The following is a 17,983-nucleotide window of genomic DNA, read 5'->3' as shown; positions in this document are numbered from 1 at the left end:
ATTTATTCCTCAAAACTGAAAAATCATGTACAGAACAGAAAACGATTTGTTAGGGGATATGCAAGTTCCTGAATCAGCTTATTATGGGATTCAGACCCAAAGAGCAATTGAAAATTTTAAGATTTCCGGTGTAAAACTTCATCAGTTTCCTGAGTTTATTAAAGGCTTGGCTTATGTAAAATGGGGAGCGGCTGAGACAAATTTTCAATTAGGATTATTGGACGCAAAACTAAAAGATGCAATTGTTGCTGCGGCTAAAGAAGTTCTTGAAGGCAAGTTCGATCAGGAGTTTCCTGTAGATATGATTCAAGGTGGCGCAGGGACATCCACCAATATGAATATTAATGAAGTGTTGGCCAACCGCGCTTTGGAACTAATGGGTTATCAAAAAGGCGACTATCAATATTGCTCTCCCAACGATCATGTAAACCTTTCTCAATCTACAAACGATGCTTATCCAACAGCGATTCGTATTGCAGCGATTCATTCCAATATGCAGCTTATTGAGCATCTTAAAGAATTGATTGCTTCTTTTCGTAAGAAAGGCGAGGAATTTAAACACGTTTTGAAAATGGGAAGAACGCAATTGCAGGATGCGGTTCCTATGACTCTTGGTCAGGAATTTGAAGCTTTTGCAGCTACTTTAGATGAAGAGGTAGATCGACTAACGCATAATTCCAATCTGATGCTGGAAACCAATATGGGAGCCACTGCCATTGGAACCGGAATTAACGCTGCTCCGGGTTATGCTAAATTATGTGCTGAGAATTTAGCAAAAGTTACCGGCCTGGCAATTGTTTCTGCTCCGAATTTAATTGAAGCTACGCCGGATACTGGGGCTTACGTGATTTATTCTTCGGCTTTGAAACGCATGGCGATTAAAATTTCCAAGATTTGTAACGATTTGCGCTTGCTTTCCTCTGGCCCGCGTTGTGGTTTGAATGAAATTAACCTGCCACCGATGCAGCCGGGTTCCTCGATTATGCCGGGGAAAGTAAATCCGGTGATTCCGGAAGTGATGAATCAGGTGTGTTTTCGTGTAATCGGGAATGACTTGACCGTTACCATGGCAGCCGAGGCAGGGCAATTGCAACTTAATGTAATGGAACCGGTTTTAACCTATGCAATTATGGAATCCATGCAATTGTTATCGAATGCGATGGATACTTTGCGTGAAAGATGTATTGATGGAATTACTGCTAACGAAGAACATTGCCGTGAAATGGTGTTGCACAGTATCGGAATTGTGACCGCTTTGAATCCTTATATCGGATATAAAAACAGTACTAAAATTGCGAAAGAGGCTTTGGAAACCGGTAAAAGTGTTTACAATTTAGTGTTGGAGCACAATATTTTATCCAAAGAAGAATTGGACGACATCCTGAATCCAGAGAATATGCTCGCTCCCAAGAATTTAAAATAAAGAAATAACAACCCGGCGTGAGTCGGGTTTTTTATTGGGAAAGACTTTTGAAAAAAGTTCCGAACTACTTTTATTAGGTTGCTCAACGTGTTTTACCACGTTCAGAACTGCTATTACCACGTTTAGAACTGCTATTACCACATTGGTTAACGTGTTTTACCACGTTTAGAACTGTTATTACCACGTTGGTTGACGTGTTTTACCACGTTCAGAACTGTTATTACTACGTTGGTTAACGTGTTTTACCACGTTTAGAACTGCTATTACCACGTTGGTTAACGTGTTTTACCACGTTTAGAACTGCTATTACCACGTTGGTTAACGTGTTTTACCACGTTTAGAACTGTTATTACCACGTTGGTTGACGTGTTTTACTACGTTCAGAACCACTTTTATTAGGTTGGTAAACGTGTTTTATTATGTTCGGAACCACTTTTATTACGTTGATAAACCTGTTAAAATGTCGAATAGTAAAAAGTTGAAGTAAAAGGGAGGCGGCAAATAGTTGAGCGATAGCTTTTTAATAATTTTTTCAAACCGAATTTTGTACTTAAATTTGCAGCCTTAATTTTTGACGACGATTTCATTAATTAAGCTTACTTATGGAAAACAGAAAAAAAGTTGCCTTTTACACGCTGGGTTGCAAACTGAACTTTTCAGAAACATCAACCATAGCGCGAAGCTTTCAGGACGAAGGCTTTGACCGTGTCGATTTCGAAGAAGTAGCCGACATTTACGTAATCAATACCTGTTCGGTAACGGAAAACGCCGACAAGCAATTCAAACAGATTGTTAAAAAAGCCATGAAGCTCAACGAGAAAGCATTCGTTGCAGCGGTAGGTTGTTATGCGCAGTTAAAACCGGAAGAATTGGCCGATGTGGACGGAGTGGATTTGGTTTTAGGCGCGACCGAAAAATTCAAGATCACGGATTACATCAACGATTTGTCTAAAAACGACATGGGCGAGGTGCATTCTTGTGAAATCGAAGAAGCTGATTTTTATGTGGGAAGTTATTCCATTGGTGACAGAACCCGTGCTTTTTTAAAAGTTCAGGACGGTTGTGATTATAAATGTACCTATTGCACCATTCCATTAGCACGCGGAATTTCCCGAAGCGACACGATGGAAAACGTAATGAAAAACGCCAAGGAAATTTCTCAGCAGGGAATTAAAGAAATCGTACTAACTGGCGTGAATATTGGAGATTACGGTAAAGGCGAATTCGGAAATAAAAAGCACGAGCATACCTTTTTCGAATTGGTTCAGGCACTTGATGAGGTGGAAGGAATTGAGCGTTTGCGTATTTCGTCCATCGAACCAAATCTGTTGAAAAACGAAACGATTGATTTTGTTTCCCAAAGCCGAACGTTTGTACCGCATTTTCATATTCCGCTTCAATCCGGAAGTAACGACATTCTGAAAAAAATGAAACGTCGTTATTTACGTGAATTATATTCCGAAAGAGTGACGAAAATCCGCGAGGCGATGCCACATGCTTGTATTGGGGTGGACGTGATTGTTGGTTTTCCGGGTGAAACCGATGAACATTTTTTGGAAACCTATAATTTTTTAAACGAATTGGATATTTCGTATTTGCACGTCTTTACTTATTCGGAACGAGATAATACCGAAGCGGCAGAAATGGAAGGCGTTGTTCCCGGAAATGTACGTGCCAAACGAAGTAAAATGTTACGAGGTTTATCGGTTAAAAAACGCCGTGCTTTTTACGAAAGCCAAATCGGAACTACCAGAACCGTTTTGTTTGAAGGAGAAAATAAAGAAGGTTACATTCACGGATTTACCGAAAATTATGTAAAAGTAAAAACTCCTTGGAATCCGGAATTGGTAAATACTTTACATGAAATCAACCTTACCAGAATCGATGAAGACGGTATGGTTCGAATGGAATTTGTGAATGTTGAGGTTTAAACCGAATTAAACTGTGACTAAATACTAGTATTTATAATGAAACCTAAGTTTGGTAATCCGGTACACATTTTCACTTAACTGTTCAATAAATTCGAATTTGTTTCTGCCGGGTTGTAAAAACGAAACGATAGAGGTGGCCGATATTTCGTAGTACATACCTTCGCCTTCAATCATAAAACGATCGCCGGTACGTCTGTAGGCCGAGCGGATAAGGTCAAATTCAAAAAGGTTCCAGGTAGAAAAATCTGCTGAAAAATCTCCGGAAGAAGTACAGATGCCTTCAATGATTTCAGTTTTGCTCCCGTAGTATTTTTGAATGTCTTCAAAAAAATGCAGGACGTCGGTGTAAAGTTCTTCGGGTGCCATGCAATAAAAATACATTATTTTTTCAGAAATAAAAAAGTCGCTTATTAAAAGCGACTTTTGTTGTTAGTTAAATCTTAATTCCCGGAGGAAGCAGTTCTTTGTACGATGGGTTTTTTCTGAAAAAACTCGTAATCTTCGGATTGGTAGGAACCACACGGTATTTTTTTTCTTCGGCAATGGCCATAATGCTTTTCAGAAATTCCGTAACGGTGTCCTCGTCCAAAGCGTCATTGCAATTGAGTTTAGTTAAAAAAAGTTTTCGTTCCTGAATGGAATACTCCACGGACAATAAACCTTTATCGGTTTGGTTTTCAAACTGTCGTAGTAACTCATTGTTTTTAATTTCCATGACAAATACAGTCTTGAGTAAAATTTAAAGATAATTTAAGAGCGACCCGCGTTGCGAAATCGTTTGTAATGCGTTATTTTTATATGCAAATTTCGGCAAAAAATGTCAGAAATGCTGATAATGAAGCGTTAAAACGTTTGTAATGAGTAGAATCCATGTTTATTTTATGCCGGGTTTGGCGGCTAGCTCCAAAATTTTTGAGAGGATCAAACTTCCCGAAGAGCAATTCGAAGTACATCTTTTAGAATGGGACATGCCCGAAAAGAAGGAAACGCTGCAAATGTACACCCAACGAATGGTTAAGAAAATTGCCCATGAGAATCCGGTTTTAATCGGGGTTTCTTTTGGAGGGATTTTAGTGCAGGAAATGGCCCAGCTTATTCCGGTACAGAAAACCATTATTATTTCCAGTGTGAAATGCAAAATGGAATTTCCTCTGCGGATGAAAATCGCTAAAAACACCAAAGCCTACAAATTGATTCCCACACGAATGTTTTCCAATGTGGAGTTTCTTTTAAAATACGGCCTCAACGAGAAAATTAAAGAGCGGCTTGAATTGTATAAAAAATACCTTTCGGTAAACGATAAAAAATACTTAGATTGGGCAATCGAGCACGTTTTGCTTTGGGACCGTAAGAAAATTGATCCGAATGTGATTCATATTCACGGGGATATGGATTCTGTTTTTCCGATTAAAAATATTAGAAACTGCATAGTAGTAAAAGGAGGGACGCATGCCATGATATTGTTCAAAGCAAAATGGCTGAATGAAAACCTTCCTAGAATAATAACCGAATAATTAAAGCTGATATTATGAAACTGATTCAAAAAACTATTGCCATAGCCGGTGTATTGGCTGTTAGCGGATTGTTTATCTATGCAACAACAAGTACTAAAACAACACATTCCTATGTACATACATCACTTCCGGTAGAAATGGATTTTTGTGGTGAAAAAGTACCATTGCAATTGGCTGATGTTAGTGAGCGTTTAGATAGAGAATTAACAGTGAATATTAATCTTCATGCGACTACCGAGTTGGTAATCAAAAGGGCAAATCGTGTTTTTCCGGTAATTGAGCCGATTTTGAAGCAATACGGAGTGCCGGATGATTTTAAGTACTTGGCAGTAATTGAAAGCGGATTGATCAATGCGACCTCGCCATCCGGAGCAAAAGGTGTTTGGCAATTTATGCCGGCAACCGCCAAAGAATTGGGTATGGAGGTAAACGATGTGGTAGACGAACGCTATCATCTTGAAAAATCTACTGAGTTGGCTTGTAAATATTTGTTGAAAGCAAAAGAAAAATCCGGAACTTGGACCTTGGCAGCCGCTTCATATAATGGTGGATTAAATGGAATTTTAAGAATGATGGACGAACAAAAAGTTGCCGATTACTATGATTTGTTATTAAATGATGAGACTTATCGTTATGTTTTCAGGATTTTAGCATTGAAGGAAATTATGCAAAACAATGAAAAATATGGTTATGTAATGCCGAAAAGCGTTATGTATCCGTTAATTCCAACCAAAAAAGTGGAGGTTACCGCAAATATTGATGATTTGGCGCAGTTTGCTATAAGTCAAGGGGTTAATTATAAAGTATTGAAAATTCACAATCCGTGGCTGCGTGATAAAAAACTGGTTGTGCAACCTAATAAAGTATATACAATTCAGATTCCTTTAGAAGGATATACAAAATAATGGGAAAGATGAGTGTAACATTGGTTTTGGCTTTAATGGTTATCGGTTTACTGGCCGGTATTTTAAGCGGATTGATTGGAGTAGGTGGCGGAATTATTATTGTTCCGCTTTTGGTTCTTTTAGGATTTACACAACATCAGGCGCAGGGAACTAGTTTGGCGGCTTTGCTTCCTCCGGTTACTTTACTTGCGGTAATGAATTATTACAAAGAAGGTTACATCAACTGGAAGTATGCAATAATTATTTCAGCGGTATTTATTCTCGGAGGCTTTTTAGGGAGTAAACTTGCCATCAGTATCGATCAAAAAATGCTTAAAAAAATCTTTGGTGTAATTTTGTTGCTCATCGCCGGAAAAATGATTTTAGGGAAATAGTCCGTGAGAAGCCAATCGTGATTGAAAGGTGTTTTCGTTGAGGAGTAAAACATTCAATCCATCCTGAAATCGACTATAGTTGATGTTGAATGATTCGAGATAAGTTGTTTTTGGTCCTGGATTGATCCCGCCTCTTCTTATGTCAATCAAATTCATATCTTGATCAATTAAAAAAGTAGTAGGGATGCCTAAAGTATGTTTTAAGGTAGAAACGGTGTAGCTGTCTTTGTGATAAGTTTCGTGTGCATAACAAACTTCGATGCGATAACTGAAACGTTGGGCTATTCTTTTCATATCATGTCTTCGGTCCCATAACACTACAACAAGTTGAATGTCTTTCTCGTATTTTTTAGCCAATTTATTCAATGCCGGAATTTCTCCTTTTGAAGGCACGCACCAAGAAGAATAAGTGAGTAAGTAAATCGGCCTTTTTATGGTGTTTAGCTGTAGTTTGTTTTTGTGTAATCGTTTTAGGGCGAAATTATCGAATTTGGTTCCTATTAAATGGTTGTGAATTAATGAATCGAATAGCTTTTCCCCTAATACGGTATTTCCTTTCTCGTAAGCGGCGTTTGAATTTTTTATGTAAGGGCTTATGTTTTTGCGTATGTTGTAGGAAAACAAAGCGTGCGCGCTATCTTGTGCAAAAAGTGTAAAAGATAGAAGATTAAATGCTAGAAAAAATAAGTAGAATTTCCGCATCTTCTTTGTTTTTAGGTCGGTAAAGTTACGGTTTTAATCGCCAAAAAACGTGATTTACCGATAAGCTGCATAATTATCCGATGTAAGGCTTGCAAATAAAAAAAGCGCTTCGAAAAGCGCTTAGTGTATTGTAGGTTAACCGGTTGTTATATTTTTTTCAACTGATCTTTCATCATTTTTACCTGATCTTTTAACATGTTCTGTTTGTCAAGTTTTTTAACTTCATTCAGTAGGTTGGTCGCCTCAACTTTTCTGCGTTTAGTCATGGCAATTCCTGCTAATTGAAGTTTAGCCAAGGCTAAATCCTGATCCATACTTAAGCCTAATTCCACTGCCTTTTTGAAATATTTTTCAGCAGCGGATAAATTGGTTTGTGAATTCATTAGACCGTGCAGGTAGTTGAAGTATCCTTGTTGCTTTCTCACTAAAGCGGTTTCTGGGTTTTTAATATAATTCAGCCATTTTTGAGCTCCAGCGAAATCTTGCTTTCTTAATTGGAAAAATGCCAACAAGATGAATTCATTTTTAAAATAAAGTAAGATGAAAATTGAGGAGAAAAGTAATAGGAAAATCCCGTTTCCGATATTGTTTTCTGTGAATTGCCAAATTCCCAATGCGATAATTAATCCGGCTAAAACAAGTTTGATATTTTTATGAAACATAGTACTTTTGTATTTAGGTTTGCAAATGTAATAAATAGAAACGAGTCGCCGAAATTAGTTTTTATAAACTATGACCGCTTTATATTTAAGGCTCTTGTGCAAATAAAGTTCTTTAAGAGAATTTTTTTTTAAAAAGGACTTGTCAGAAATAAAAGTCTTTGTATATTTGCACTCGGTTTTGAAGCAAGTAAATTCAAAGCTGAACAATTTAAAATCACGATTTAAAGATAAAAGCAATGAGTAAGAGAACGTTTCAACCATCGAAAAGAAAAAGAAGAAACAAACACGGTTTCATGGATAGAATGGCTTCTGCTAACGGAAGAAAAGTATTAGCACGCAGAAGAGCTAAAGGAAGACATAAGTTAACGGTTTCATCTGAGCCTAGACACAAAAAATAATGGTTTTTTAAATCATAAATAGAGCGTTACTTTTTATCGGTAACGCTTTTTTTGTACCTTTTTGATAAATTTTTACGCAACATACAACAACACAACACAATGCCTAAAGACACTTCAATTAAATCGGTTTTAATTATTGGTTCGGGACCCATAGTAATCGGGCAAGCTTGTGAATTCGATTATTCGGGATCACAATCTGCACGCTCATTACGTGAGGAAGGAATCGAAGTTATCCTAATCAATTCGAACCCAGCAACCATCATGACGGATCCTTCTATGGCCGATCATGTTTACTTAAAGCCGCTTACTACAAAATCGATTATCGAAATCCTTAAAGCACACCCGCAAATCGACGCGGTATTGCCAACGATGGGAGGGCAGACTGCTTTGAATTTATGTTTGGAAGCCGATGAAAAAGGAATTTGGCAAGATTTCGGAGTACGATTAATCGGGGTAGATGTAAATGCGATTAACGTTACTGAAGATCGTGAGCAGTTCAAACAATTGTTAGAGAAAATCGATATTCCGGTAGCGCCGGCTAAAACAGCGAACTCGTTTTTAAAAGGAAAAGAAATTGCTCAGGAATTCGGATTTCCTTTGGTAATCCGTCCATCCTTTACTCTAGGAGGTACAGGAGCAGCTTTCGTTCATAAAAAAGAAGATTTCGACGATTTGTTAACGCGTGGTCTGGAGGCTTCTCCAATCCATGAAGTTTTGATTGACAAAGCGCTTTTAGGCTGGAAAGAATACGAATTAGAATTATTACGCGATAAAAACGATAACGTTGTAATCATCTGTACCATCGAGAATATGGATCCGATGGGAATCCACACCGGAGACAGTATCACGGTAGCGCCAGCGATGACACTTTCCGACAGAACGTTCCAGAGAATGCGTGACATGGCGATTTTGATGATGCGCAGTATCGGAAATTTCGCGGGAGGATGTAACGTACAGTTTGCGGTTTCTCCAGATGAAAAAGAAGACATCGTGGCTATTGAAATCAACCCGCGTGTATCGCGTTCCTCAGCATTAGCATCCAAAGCGACAGGTTATCCGATTGCTAAAATTGCGACCAAATTAGCCTTGGGATATTCACTTGATGAATTACAAAATCAAATCACAAAATCCACTTCGGCTTTATTTGAACCAACTTTGGATTACGTAATCGTAAAAATCCCACGTTGGAACTTCGATAAATTTGAAGGAGCCGACCGAACGTTAGGACTTCAGATGAAATCCGTAGGTGAGGTTATGGGAATTGGGCGTTCGTTCCAGGAAGCTTTACACAAAGCAACACAATCTCTTGAAATTAAGAGAAATGGTTTAGGAGCTGACGGGAAAGGTTATACAAACTACGACCAGATTATTGAAAAATTAACCTATGCCAGCTGGGATCGCGTTTTTGTAATTTATGATGCGATTGCCATGGGTATTCCGCTGTCGAGAATCCATGAAATTACTAAAATTGATATGTGGTTCTTAAAGCAATACGAGGAATTATACGCTTTAGAGAAAGAGATTTCCAATTATAAAATTGACACGCTTCCTAAAGATTTACTTTTAGAAGCGAAACAAAAAGGCTACGGTGACCGTCAGATTGCACATATGCTAGGCTGTCTGGAAAGTCAGGTGCACAAGTTGCGTGAAGATATGGGCGTGAAACGTGTGTACAAACTGGTAGATACGTGTGCCGCTGAGTTTAAAGCACAAACTCCTTATTATTATTCAACCTTTGAAGCGGAAATTCAAAGACCCGATGGTACTCGTTACGTAGACAACGAGAGCGTAGTAACTGATAAGAAAAAAGTAGTGGTTTTAGGTTCAGGACCGAATCGTATCGGGCAGGGAATTGAGTTTGATTACTCATGTGTTCACGGGGTTCTAGCTGCTGCAGAATGTGGTTACGAAACCATCATGATCAACTGTAACCCGGAAACGGTTTCCACAGATTTTGATACGGCAGACAAATTATACTTCGAGCCGGTATTCTGGGAGCACATCTACGATATTATCCAACACGAAAAACCGGAAGGAGTAATTGTTCAGTTGGGTGGTCAGACTGCACTTAAATTAGCCGAAAAATTAAATAAATACGGAATCAAAATTTTAGGAACCAGTTTCGATGCTTTGGATTTAGCCGAAGACCGAGGCCGTTTCTCAGATTTATTGACCGAATTGCATATTCCATTCCCGAAATTTGGTATCGCCGAAAGTGCCGAAGAAGCTTCAAAATTAGCCGATTCGTTAGACTTCCCGTTATTAGTTCGCCCTTCGTATGTATTGGGAGGTCAGGGAATGAAAATCGTGATCAACAAGCAGGAATTGGAAGAACACGTAATTGATTTATTGAAATCGATTCCGGGGAATAAATTGTTGTTAGATCACTATTTGGATGGTGCTATTGAGGCAGAAGCCGATGCGATTTGTGACGGAGAAAATGTTTATATCATTGGAATCATGGAGCACATTGAGCCTTGTGGAATCCACTCGGGTGACAGTAACGCGACTTTACCGCCGTTCAATATCGGGGAATTCGTGATGCAACAGATCAAAGACCATACAAAGAAAATCGCTTTAGCCTTGAAAACAGTTGGTTTGATCAATATTCAGTTTGCAATTAAAGACGATATCGTATACATTATTGAGGCGAATCCAAGGGCTTCCCGTACGGTACCGTTCATTGCGAAAGCTTATGGAGAACCTTATGTGAACTACGCTACTAAAGTGATGTTAGGCCATAATAAAGTAACGGATTTTAACTTCAATCCACAATTGAAAGGATTTGCCATCAAGCAACCGGTATTCTCTTTCAGCAAGTTTAAAAACGTTAACAAAGCTTTAGGGCCTGAGATGAAATCGACAGGGGAAAGCATTTTGTTTATCGATGATTTGAAAGACGATCAGTTCTACGAATTGTATTCGAGAAGAAAAATGTACTTAAGCAGATAATATGATAAAAAAAATCCCTCGGCAGAGGGATTTTTTTATTTTAGGATATTAGGATGTTTTTTTTATTTCTTTGAGTTGAGCAATTACTTTTTCAATGTTGCGTTGAAACGTTTTTTCGGTTTTAATAAAACTTAAATACCGGACGATTTCTTTTCTTCTGGAAAAGGTTAGGTTGTTGAAAGTTTCTTCAAGTTGGTTTTCTTTTAGTTGTTCGGCTAACTGATTTGGCATTGGATATTCTTTTTCCGGATCGGAAGTGTCTTGTTCGATGCAGAAGGTTGCTCTTTGCCCAATAGCTGTTTTCGCGCCTTTCATCATAATTAAATTTACAAATAAGCGGTAGGGAGCTTCTTTAACCGGAACGAGCGATTTGTTAAATGCGAAACCGTTAATTGTTCCTTTTATTCGGATGTAGCCTTTTTTGACGCTAAGTTTTTCAGTTATTTCCAGAGGAACATCGACCGTCCAATTGATTCCGATTTTGTAAATTTCAGCTTGAAAAGAATACCTCATTTTCGATTAACTTTGAATAGTTCAATTTAGTTAAAAACACGCAACATCTTATGGCTTTTTTAAAACGAATCAATTCTCGGGCAAAAACTGAGGTAAACACAGGTTTCGGGACCAGCGCTTCTAATTACGGAGGAAGGTTTATCGATAAAAATGGAGATGCCAATGTAAAAAAAGAAGGCATCGGTTTTGCGGAAAGCATTAGTTGGTATCATACGATGTTGGTAGTTCCGCGGTGGAAATTCATGCTGACCATATTGTTTTTCTATTTGCTGGTCAATCTGCTTTTTGCATCGATTTATTGCTTGATTGGAGTTGAGCACCTAAACGGTATTACTGCAAATAATCCTTTGGATAAATTTGGACAGGCGTTTTTTTTCAGCGCGCAAACCTTCACAACGGTAGGGTATGGGCATATAAGTCCTACTGGTTTTTGGGCTAGTTTTGTGGCCTCTGTTGAAGCGCTTTTCGGACTGTTGAGTTTTGCAATTGCAACGGGGTTGTTTTATGGGCGTTTCAGTAAACCAAAAGCGTTTATTCGTTTTTCTGAAAATGCAATTATTGCTCCATATGAAGGTATTACAGCCTTAATGCTCAGAATGACTCCCTATAAAAACACCAATTTAACCGATGCAGAAGCAAGAATGACTCTAGGAATGCGCATTGAAGAAAATGGTCAAATGGTTAACAAATTCTATTCTCTTGATTTGGAAATGGAACGCATCAACGCTTTAACTTTAAGCTGGACACTGGTGCATCCGATAACCGAAGACAGCCCATTGTATAATTTGTCCAAAGAAGATTTTGAACAAGGAAAGGGTGAACTTGTGGTTTATGTGAAGGTGTTTGATGATATGTTCAGTACCTCGGTGGTTAAGCGTACCTCTTATACTTTTGATGAATTTGTACACGGTGCGAAATTTTTACCCATGTTTTCCAGAAGTGAAGACAGTAATAAAACGCTTCTATATATTGACAAACTGAATCATTTTGAATTTGTCGAATTGTAATTAAAAAAGCCTTTTAGATATCTAAAAGGCTTTTTGTTTGTTAGTTTTTCTTAAACAATATTCGTTCTTGTGTGAACTGGTAAGCAGCGTCTAAAAAAGCTACCATTTTACTCCAGTTACTGTTAGGTTGATAGCTGGCTGTGTAGTATTTGTAGGCTTTGATGTGAACTTTGTTTCCTTCAACAGTAGCTGAACTGATGAAACCTCCTGTTTCGTTTTCTACTTTCTTATTCAGTTTGTCTAATCCTGTTGCTGTAAAGCCTTCAGGGATTTCAACCGTAATTTCTTCTTCGAATGATCTCGGGTATTCCTGATAAATATTGTTAGTTCTTTTTCGTTCTTTATCTTCAACGTTGATTTGCGAACCAATTAGTTTACCCGCTTCAAAAATATAATTTTCTCCAGCTTTTTTAATCCAGTTGTTTTTGCAGCTGAATTTTTCTTTATAAACGAACGGAGTTGTTTTTCCAAAACGTCCGGTATTTACAATTTCCAAACTATGGTTTTCAACCTCGGCATCGAATTCCTGTGTAGCGGTTTGTTTGAATTCTTCTTTTTGTTTGTCTTTTATTTTGTTGATTAAAGAGTTAAATTCGTTAGAGTAACGTTCTTTTTTCTTCTTGTTTCCGATAAGTTCAATAAAAGGTTTGGTGCTGTATTTTTGATAGTCTTCATTAACGTAGTCGTAAAAATACAGTTTATTACCTTGTTCGTCGTCTTTGTTGTGTCCGTTTAATTGTGTCTCTCTTTCCAGGTTAAAGCCATTAAAATTCTCTTCAAATTTCAAAGTAGAGATTTGTTTTGAAGTATTGTCTTTATAGCTGGAAATTGGTAATTTGATTTCTTCAACATCAACCACTTTTTTGCGCTTGCTCACCTTTAGAGCGTAAGCTTCTGTGTTTTCCAATTGCGGAGAAATTTTATCCAAATCTGAAAAAGGAGTAAAGTGCTCGATATAGACAGGGTTTTCCGCATGTACTTTTAAAATTACCGAAGCATTTTTCTGAATCAGTAAATCTTTTATAGGGCCATTATGACGGTTAGTCGCCACCACAATATCGTAATCGATTTTATTATCCTTTAAAAAAGCCATGAAATGGTTGATAAAATCAGTATCGCTCTGTAAGATAATTGAGTTTGGCTCATAGAATTCAAACGGGCTCATGATGTTGGCCTTTTGAATGGCAATTGCTTCAAAAAACCTTGTGAAATAGTAATGTCTGGTGAAAAAATACACTGCTTTTACTTTTTCTTCGGTTGTGGCAAACGTTTTTCCTTTTAGGAAATTTTCAATATCCCTTAAGTTTCCTAGAGGTCTGAATTTATTAGTGTAGAAGTTTAGTACATCTTCTTTTGAAACGCTCTTTTTAATGATGTTTTCCTTTTCAGGTAAAAACGCATCAGCATTTTTTTCAAACTTGCCGGAGCGTGCAAAATACACCTGGAATTTATAGCACGGAAGCTCTACTAACGGGTAAAACCATTTTGGAAAATCATTTTTTTCGATGTCTGTTGCAACGATTTCGTATTTGCGTTCGTTGGATTTGTTTAGTGGAATTTCCCTTAATTCAGGCCCGCCATTATAAGTGCTGAAGTTTACAAAGAAATCATTTTCGGTTTGAAACGTTAATTTGTAATTCATAATAGGATGGGTATCGCCCAAGGTTTTTTCCACTTCTTCAAATCCGTATTCGAAATGGGATACGAATGATTCGGTGCTGTAATCGTAAATATCAAGAATATCACCCACTTCAAGATTTGGAATGGCTATTTTCTTTTTGTTGTCTTCTTTAACAGACTCTTTTTCAACATCAACTACAATTTCCTTCCCGTCCGGTTTGATGATTTTAATCCCTAAAGTGGTTCGGGTTTGATTGTTGTAAAAACTAAATTTATCAGTGTATTTGAACTCGGAAAACTCTTTTACCGCTGCCAAATCCTGAAGTTTGATTCTTTTGCGTAGAGCTGAACGATAGGTAACACTTTTTCCAAATTTATGAAAATCATAATCTTCATATTTATAGATAATTACTGCCGATTCATTTTTCCATTTATCGGGAATTGTTGTGGCATTTTTGTAATCGTCGTTTTTTCCCCAGAAGAAATCCTTAATTTCCTCTTTGTCCTGAGAAAAACCGTTTAAAGAAAAAGCAACCAGTAAGAATAATAATAGTTTTTTGGTCATGGTTTATGATTTGGTTAAAGTGATCTGTTCGTTGTATATTTTATTGATTTTATCCAATAATGTATTCCATTGCGAAAATTCATCAACTTTGATGGTTCCGTTTTTAAAATCGAAGAGTTTGCTGTAAACGATTTCATTTCCAACTTGCTGGCAAGTAATGCTTACTTTGTAGTTTTCCGTTGATATGGATAAGGGCTCAGGTAATTTGGTTACCTTGTATCCTGCAGGGATTTCCAGTTTTATGGATGCAGAATAATTTTCTTTGTAAGGAAATTCAAAATCGCACTTGCGGTCTTTTAAACTTAGTTTTGAGAATTCTTTTTTGAAATCCAGATCTACATAAATTTCGTTATCAAAAGCCGATACTTTATTGTTTAATTTGATGTCATAATCGATGCTTATTTTTCCGTCTCTATTTGTCAAATCGGAAGTTTTAATGTTGCTGATGGTATTGTTTTTATCGCTGTCCGACAAATAATCCATTAATGCAGTTTCTTTGTTGTTGCTGCGGATGTTGTTGAAACTGTGTAAAAAGGATGCTTTGCTTTCTCCTGCATAAGTCGTGTTGGTTTTTCCAACAAGCATTTCATTTTCAATTTTCAAGATAGAAGTAAAGGTTTCTGAATTGCTTAAAGAATTTGCAACAGGAACTTTCTCAACATAAAAATTGTCGCCATTTTCAATTAAAACTTCTTTTCCTTGGATGCGTTCTGCGTATTCTCCAAATGAATTGAATTTTTCGGTTCCATCCAAAAAGTACTTTTTATTGTTGTGGAAAAGCGTACAAATCATGTGATTATCAACCGAAAGCGAAGGAGTTGAATAATCATAAGCAATTCTTTTGGTTCCAATCCAGGTCAATCGTGCATCAAATCCGGCAAGTTTAAGCATTTGTTTGGTTAAATTGGCCATTCCTTTACAATCTCCGTAACGTTTCTGGAAAACGTTTTGCGACTCGTCGGGTTTAAAACCAGCAATTCCATCTTCAAAAGCGATGTAACGAATGTTGTCCTGAACCCAGTAGTAAATTTTTTTGATTTTCTCTTCGTCGGTTTTGGCGTTTTTAGTTAAGGCCTCCACTTTTTCTTTCAAAGCATCTGGTGTTTCTTTCATTGTGTCTACCAATGATTTATACCATTTATACAAATCGGCTGTAGAATTAAACAAGGTGTTTTTTTTGCCGTCTTTTGTGTATGATTTTGCAATTATCAAGATATGAGGATAAAGATAACTCGGCCCTGGCGTGTTGGATTCGTTACTGCTGGCCGGAAGTTCTTCAATAGTGTAAGTGTAAGTGGTAGTCTCAGATTTATCGTTAGGAGCCTTGTTTAAATTGATTTTATAACCCTTAAAGTTGAATTCCTTAATTTCCAATTCCAACCATTTTGGAACTTCAATGGTAACCTGCTTTTTTATTACAGGATATTCATCATTGAAAAATATGCTGGTAAAGTACTTTACATCCTTGTATTTCTTTTCAAAGTTATAATTGTAGGTGTAGCCTTGAACCGGAAAATCTATGGTAGTGTATTTTATTCGGGCATCGTTATAGAATAAGTCTTCGCTCTTATAAAATTCGTCTGTAACATAGAAATTTGTTTTTTTATCGTTTCGGAATTTAATGTCAAAACTTTCAATTTCCGATTGACTGTCGTAAAATTCATATTTACGGATGTCGGCACGATGGTTAATGTTCATCCATTTTTCCTTAATGGAATGGTTAACTATTACTTTGCCTTCTTTTGAATTCAAATCAAAAGTTACGAGTTCATTACTGTTTAAGATGGCAACATCGGCTTTGTTGTTTTTCTCACGAATGGATTTTGCCAGTGAAATGTCTTCGGGTGTAGGGTCTAAATTCTTCTGTGCCGATCCAATTGTGCTGATTAGCAAAGAAGTAATAAGTAGTTTTATTCGCATAAATTACAATTTGGTACGCGAATTTAATTAATTAAAAATAAAAAACCTTTTAGTTGGGCTAAAAGGTTTTTGTTGAATAACTAACATAATTTATTTGAGAACGCAATCAAGGCTTATATTTACTTTTTTAGAAACTTTATTGCTTACTACTTTTGGGATTTGGATGTTGAAATCATCTGAGTTTACTGAAAAATTTGAGACAATTTCAATTCCGTCTGCAGTTTTCTTTATTTTGGCCGGCACGGTTATTTCTTTTGATTTTCCGTGTAGTTCCAAATTTCCTTTGATGGAGAAGTCTTTACTGGTTTCGGATAGTTTAGTCATATCGAATCCGTAAACTTTTCCTTTGAAAGTTGCCTTTGGATATTTGTCGCTTTCGATGTAGTTTTCATTGAAATGCTCTTCCATTAAAGCGATTTTAAAGCGGAATCCTTTAATAAGGGCAAGTGCTGCAATGTCTCCGGTTTCGGTATTTAGAACAAAGGTTACGCTCTTGCTTTTGGCTTTTACTTCTTCAAAAGACGGGACAGAGGCTTCAAAATTAATTTCGCCGGTTTTAGTAATTTTTTTCTCTTGTGAAAAAGTGCTGTTCACAAACAGAAGTGCTGAAAAGAGTAAAAGTATATTTTTCATAATCTTAAGTTATTCAGGAAAGCCTGCATCTCTCCAGGCAATGATTTGGTTTATCTGATATTGTGGTAATCTTGTTTCTCCATTAGGCATCATACCCTGCGTGCCTTGTGGGAGGGAAATGCGGTCAATTAATCCTCGTTGTTCAACAGCTTGTCTAACAAAAGCATAGGTGGTTAGTGGCATTGGTGCATTATTTTGCGGCGGTTGGGTGTGGCAACGCTGACATCGATCCTGAACAATTTGTCTTACAACCGTGTTGTACGTGATTGCATTGTTTGAAGTGTTGTTGTATAGATCTGATTCTGAATCGTTTGCACAACTTAACGCAGCGAAACTAAGAATTGCTAGAAAAATATTTTTTGTTAAACGCATTGTTGATTTTTTAATTATGTTTAAAGTTATGATATTTTATTTGAAAAATAAAAAAATATTTCGTTAATTTTGTGGGAAATCATTTATCGTGTATGAGGAAATATAAAGTTTTATCAGTTGTAGTTTTGATTTTAATTGGCTGCTATTTAGTCTATTCCTATCTTTATAAAGATCATCGTGATATTGCATCAGAGAAGGGGAGTTATTTGGTTTCCGCCCTTTCTATCAATGAAGAATTTAAAACTGATGAAAATAAGGCCAATGCAAAGTATCTTGACAAAACCATAGACGTATATGGCAAAATTTCAAAGATTGATACAGCTGAAAATGCCCTTATTATTGATGATAAAATGTTTGCGGTTTTTAAAGATCAATTACCAGCCAACCTTCAGCAGTTGTCTAATGTGAAAATTAAAGGACGTTTCATTGGTTACGATGACCTGCTTGAAGAGATGAAAATGGATCAGTGTTTAATAATTTCTGAATAGTATA

At 36.9% G+C, this 17,983-nt stretch carries 18 protein-coding genes; 9 read left to right on the top strand and 9 right to left on the bottom strand.

Annotated features, from left to right (window positions below; translation table 11 throughout):
• The first annotated feature begins 25 nt into the window (after positions 1-25).
• Positions 26-1,423: an aspartate ammonia-lyase gene (aspA, locus tag LZZ90_RS03195; RefSeq protein ID WP_237789253.1), complete on the top strand. Its 1,398-nt coding sequence runs from the start codon at positions 26-28 to the stop codon at positions 1,421-1,423.
• Between the two features lie 602 nt (positions 1,424-2,025).
• Positions 2,026-3,354 carry a tRNA (N(6)-L-threonylcarbamoyladenosine(37)-C(2))-methylthiotransferase MtaB gene (gene mtaB / locus LZZ90_RS03190; RefSeq protein ID WP_237789252.1) on the top strand — a complete coding sequence of 443 codons (1,329 nt, stop codon included), beginning with the start codon at positions 2,026-2,028 and terminating at the stop codon, positions 3,352-3,354.
• A 24-nt stretch (positions 3,355-3,378) separates the two neighbouring features.
• On the opposite strand, the gene LZZ90_RS03185 is transcribed toward mtaB, so the two are convergent.
• Together LZZ90_RS03185 and LZZ90_RS03180 are read right to left on the bottom strand one after the other, a co-directional pair.
• On the bottom strand, positions 3,379-3,735 hold the full coding sequence (locus LZZ90_RS03185) for a hypothetical protein (RefSeq protein ID WP_237789251.1): 357 nt from the start codon (positions 3,733-3,735) through the stop codon (positions 3,379-3,381).
• Between the two features lie 52 nt (positions 3,736-3,787).
• Positions 3,788-4,069, bottom strand: coding sequence for a GNAT family N-acetyltransferase (locus LZZ90_RS03180; protein WP_237789250.1), 282 nt, complete (start codon positions 4,067-4,069; stop codon positions 3,788-3,790).
• Positions 4,070-4,211: 142 nt separating this feature from the next.
• Here LZZ90_RS03180 and LZZ90_RS03175 point away from each other — a divergent pair, with 142 nt between their 5' ends.
• Genes LZZ90_RS03175 through LZZ90_RS03165 form a run of 3 tightly spaced genes read left to right on the top strand, consistent with a single transcriptional unit; the run spans position 4,212 to position 6,147 of the window.
• Complete coding sequence (locus LZZ90_RS03175) at positions 4,212-4,868, top strand: alpha/beta hydrolase (RefSeq protein WP_237789249.1); 657 nt, start codon at positions 4,212-4,214, stop codon at positions 4,866-4,868.
• Between the two features lie 14 nt (positions 4,869-4,882).
• The gene (locus LZZ90_RS03170; RefSeq protein WP_237789248.1) at positions 4,883-5,773 is read left to right on the top strand and encodes a lytic transglycosylase domain-containing protein; all 891 of its coding nucleotides are present in this window, start codon (positions 4,883-4,885) and stop codon (positions 5,771-5,773) included.
• Positions 5,774-5,781: 8 nt separating this feature from the next.
• Positions 5,782-6,147, top strand: coding sequence for a sulfite exporter TauE/SafE family protein (locus tag LZZ90_RS03165; RefSeq protein WP_237789247.1), 366 nt, complete (start codon positions 5,782-5,784; stop codon positions 6,145-6,147).
• Here LZZ90_RS03165 and LZZ90_RS03160 read toward each other — a convergent pair.
• On the bottom strand, positions 6,136-6,849 hold the full coding sequence (locus LZZ90_RS03160; protein ID WP_237789246.1) for a TlpA disulfide reductase family protein: 714 nt from the start codon (positions 6,847-6,849) through the stop codon (positions 6,136-6,138). The genes LZZ90_RS03165 and LZZ90_RS03160 overlap by 12 nt on opposite strands.
• A 146-nt stretch (positions 6,850-6,995) precedes the next feature.
• Complete coding sequence (locus LZZ90_RS03155; RefSeq protein WP_237789245.1) at positions 6,996-7,511, bottom strand: DUF2892 domain-containing protein; 516 nt, start codon at positions 7,509-7,511, stop codon at positions 6,996-6,998.
• A gap of 236 nt (positions 7,512-7,747) precedes the next feature.
• Between LZZ90_RS03155 and rpmH the strand changes: the two genes are divergently transcribed.
• Positions 7,748-7,909, top strand: a complete 162-nt coding sequence (gene rpmH / locus LZZ90_RS03150; RefSeq protein WP_008464848.1) for a 50S ribosomal protein L34 — start codon at positions 7,748-7,750, stop codon at positions 7,907-7,909.
• Between the two features lie 99 nt (positions 7,910-8,008).
• Positions 8,009-10,861, top strand: a complete 2,853-nt coding sequence (gene carB, locus LZZ90_RS03145; protein ID WP_237789244.1) for a carbamoyl-phosphate synthase large subunit — start codon at positions 8,009-8,011, stop codon at positions 10,859-10,861.
• Positions 10,862-10,909: 48 nt separating this feature from the next.
• Here carB and LZZ90_RS03140 read toward each other — a convergent pair whose 3' ends face one another.
• The gene (locus LZZ90_RS03140; protein ID WP_237789243.1) at positions 10,910-11,374 is read right to left on the bottom strand and encodes a YdeI/OmpD-associated family protein; all 465 of its coding nucleotides are present in this window, start codon (positions 11,372-11,374) and stop codon (positions 10,910-10,912) included.
• Positions 11,375-11,424: 50 nt separating this feature from the next.
• On the opposite strand from LZZ90_RS03140, the gene LZZ90_RS03135 reads away from it, so the two are divergent.
• Positions 11,425-12,381 carry an ion channel gene (locus LZZ90_RS03135; protein ID WP_237789242.1) on the top strand — a complete coding sequence of 319 codons (957 nt, stop codon included), beginning with the start codon at positions 11,425-11,427 and terminating at the stop codon, positions 12,379-12,381.
• Between the two features lie 40 nt (positions 12,382-12,421).
• Here LZZ90_RS03135 and LZZ90_RS03130 read toward each other — a convergent pair whose 3' ends face one another.
• The 4 genes from LZZ90_RS03130 to LZZ90_RS03115 all read right to left on the bottom strand — a co-directional run bounded on the left by LZZ90_RS03130 (position 12,422) and on the right by LZZ90_RS03115 (position 17,302).
• Positions 12,422-14,566: a DUF3857 domain-containing protein gene (locus LZZ90_RS03130; RefSeq protein ID WP_237789241.1), complete on the bottom strand. Its 2,145-nt coding sequence runs from the start codon at positions 14,564-14,566 to the stop codon at positions 12,422-12,424.
• Positions 14,567-14,569: 3 nt separating this feature from the next.
• Positions 14,570-16,486: a transglutaminase domain-containing protein gene (locus LZZ90_RS03125; protein ID WP_237789240.1), complete on the bottom strand. Its 1,917-nt coding sequence runs from the start codon at positions 16,484-16,486 to the stop codon at positions 14,570-14,572.
• Between the two features lie 90 nt (positions 16,487-16,576).
• A complete protein-coding gene (locus tag LZZ90_RS03120; RefSeq protein WP_237789239.1) occupies positions 16,577-17,119 on the bottom strand; it encodes a YceI family protein in 543 nt (180 codons plus the stop codon).
• Positions 17,120-17,128: 9 nt separating this feature from the next.
• Positions 17,129-17,302, bottom strand: coding sequence for a hypothetical protein (locus LZZ90_RS03115; protein WP_237789238.1), 174 nt, complete (start codon positions 17,300-17,302; stop codon positions 17,129-17,131).
• Between the two features lie 281 nt (positions 17,303-17,583).
• Here LZZ90_RS03115 and LZZ90_RS03110 point away from each other — a divergent pair, with 281 nt between their 5' ends.
• The gene (locus LZZ90_RS03110; protein WP_237789237.1) at positions 17,584-17,979 is read left to right on the top strand and encodes a hypothetical protein; all 396 of its coding nucleotides are present in this window, start codon (positions 17,584-17,586) and stop codon (positions 17,977-17,979) included.
• The last annotated feature ends 4 nt before the right edge of the window (positions 17,980-17,983 follow it).

It is taken from the genome of Flavobacterium sp. SM15 (assembly GCF_022012335.1).
Taxonomy (GTDB): Bacteria; Bacteroidota; Bacteroidia; order Flavobacteriales; family Flavobacteriaceae; genus Flavobacterium.
The sequence above is the reverse complement of the archived record's forward strand: the minus strand, read 5'-3'. Positions and strand labels throughout refer to the sequence as shown.

Coding starts and splice junctions, on each gene's coding strand:
- aspA (WP_237789253.1), top strand. CDS start 26: ATGTACAGAACAGAAAACGATTTGTTAGGGGATATGCAAGTTCCTGAA.
- mtaB (WP_237789252.1), top strand. CDS start 2,026: ATGGAAAACAGAAAAAAAGTTGCCTTTTACACGCTGGGTTGCAAACTG.
- LZZ90_RS03185 (WP_237789251.1), bottom strand. CDS start 3,735: ATGTATTTTTATTGCATGGCACCCGAAGAACTTTACACCGACGTCCTG.
- LZZ90_RS03180 (WP_237789250.1), bottom strand. CDS start 4,069: ATGGAAATTAAAAACAATGAGTTACTACGACAGTTTGAAAACCAAACC.
- LZZ90_RS03175 (WP_237789249.1), top strand. CDS start 4,212: ATGAGTAGAATCCATGTTTATTTTATGCCGGGTTTGGCGGCTAGCTCC.
- LZZ90_RS03170 (WP_237789248.1), top strand. CDS start 4,883: ATGAAACTGATTCAAAAAACTATTGCCATAGCCGGTGTATTGGCTGTT.
- LZZ90_RS03165 (WP_237789247.1), top strand. CDS start 5,782: ATGAGTGTAACATTGGTTTTGGCTTTAATGGTTATCGGTTTACTGGCC.
- LZZ90_RS03160 (WP_237789246.1), bottom strand. CDS start 6,849: ATGCGGAAATTCTACTTATTTTTTCTAGCATTTAATCTTCTATCTTTT.
- LZZ90_RS03155 (WP_237789245.1), bottom strand. CDS start 7,511: ATGTTTCATAAAAATATCAAACTTGTTTTAGCCGGATTAATTATCGCA.
- rpmH (WP_008464848.1), top strand. CDS start 7,748: ATGAGTAAGAGAACGTTTCAACCATCGAAAAGAAAAAGAAGAAACAAA.
- carB (WP_237789244.1), top strand. CDS start 8,009: ATGCCTAAAGACACTTCAATTAAATCGGTTTTAATTATTGGTTCGGGA.
- LZZ90_RS03140 (WP_237789243.1), bottom strand. CDS start 11,374: ATGAGGTATTCTTTTCAAGCTGAAATTTACAAAATCGGAATCAATTGG.
- LZZ90_RS03135 (WP_237789242.1), top strand. CDS start 11,425: ATGGCTTTTTTAAAACGAATCAATTCTCGGGCAAAAACTGAGGTAAAC.
- LZZ90_RS03130 (WP_237789241.1), bottom strand. CDS start 14,566: ATGACCAAAAAACTATTATTATTCTTACTGGTTGCTTTTTCTTTAAAC.
- LZZ90_RS03125 (WP_237789240.1), bottom strand. CDS start 16,486: ATGCGAATAAAACTACTTATTACTTCTTTGCTAATCAGCACAATTGGA.
- LZZ90_RS03120 (WP_237789239.1), bottom strand. CDS start 17,119: ATGAAAAATATACTTTTACTCTTTTCAGCACTTCTGTTTGTGAACAGC.
- LZZ90_RS03115 (WP_237789238.1), bottom strand. CDS start 17,302: ATGCCACTAACCACCTATGCTTTTGTTAGACAAGCTGTTGAACAACGA.
- LZZ90_RS03110 (WP_237789237.1), top strand. CDS start 17,584: ATGAGGAAATATAAAGTTTTATCAGTTGTAGTTTTGATTTTAATTGGC.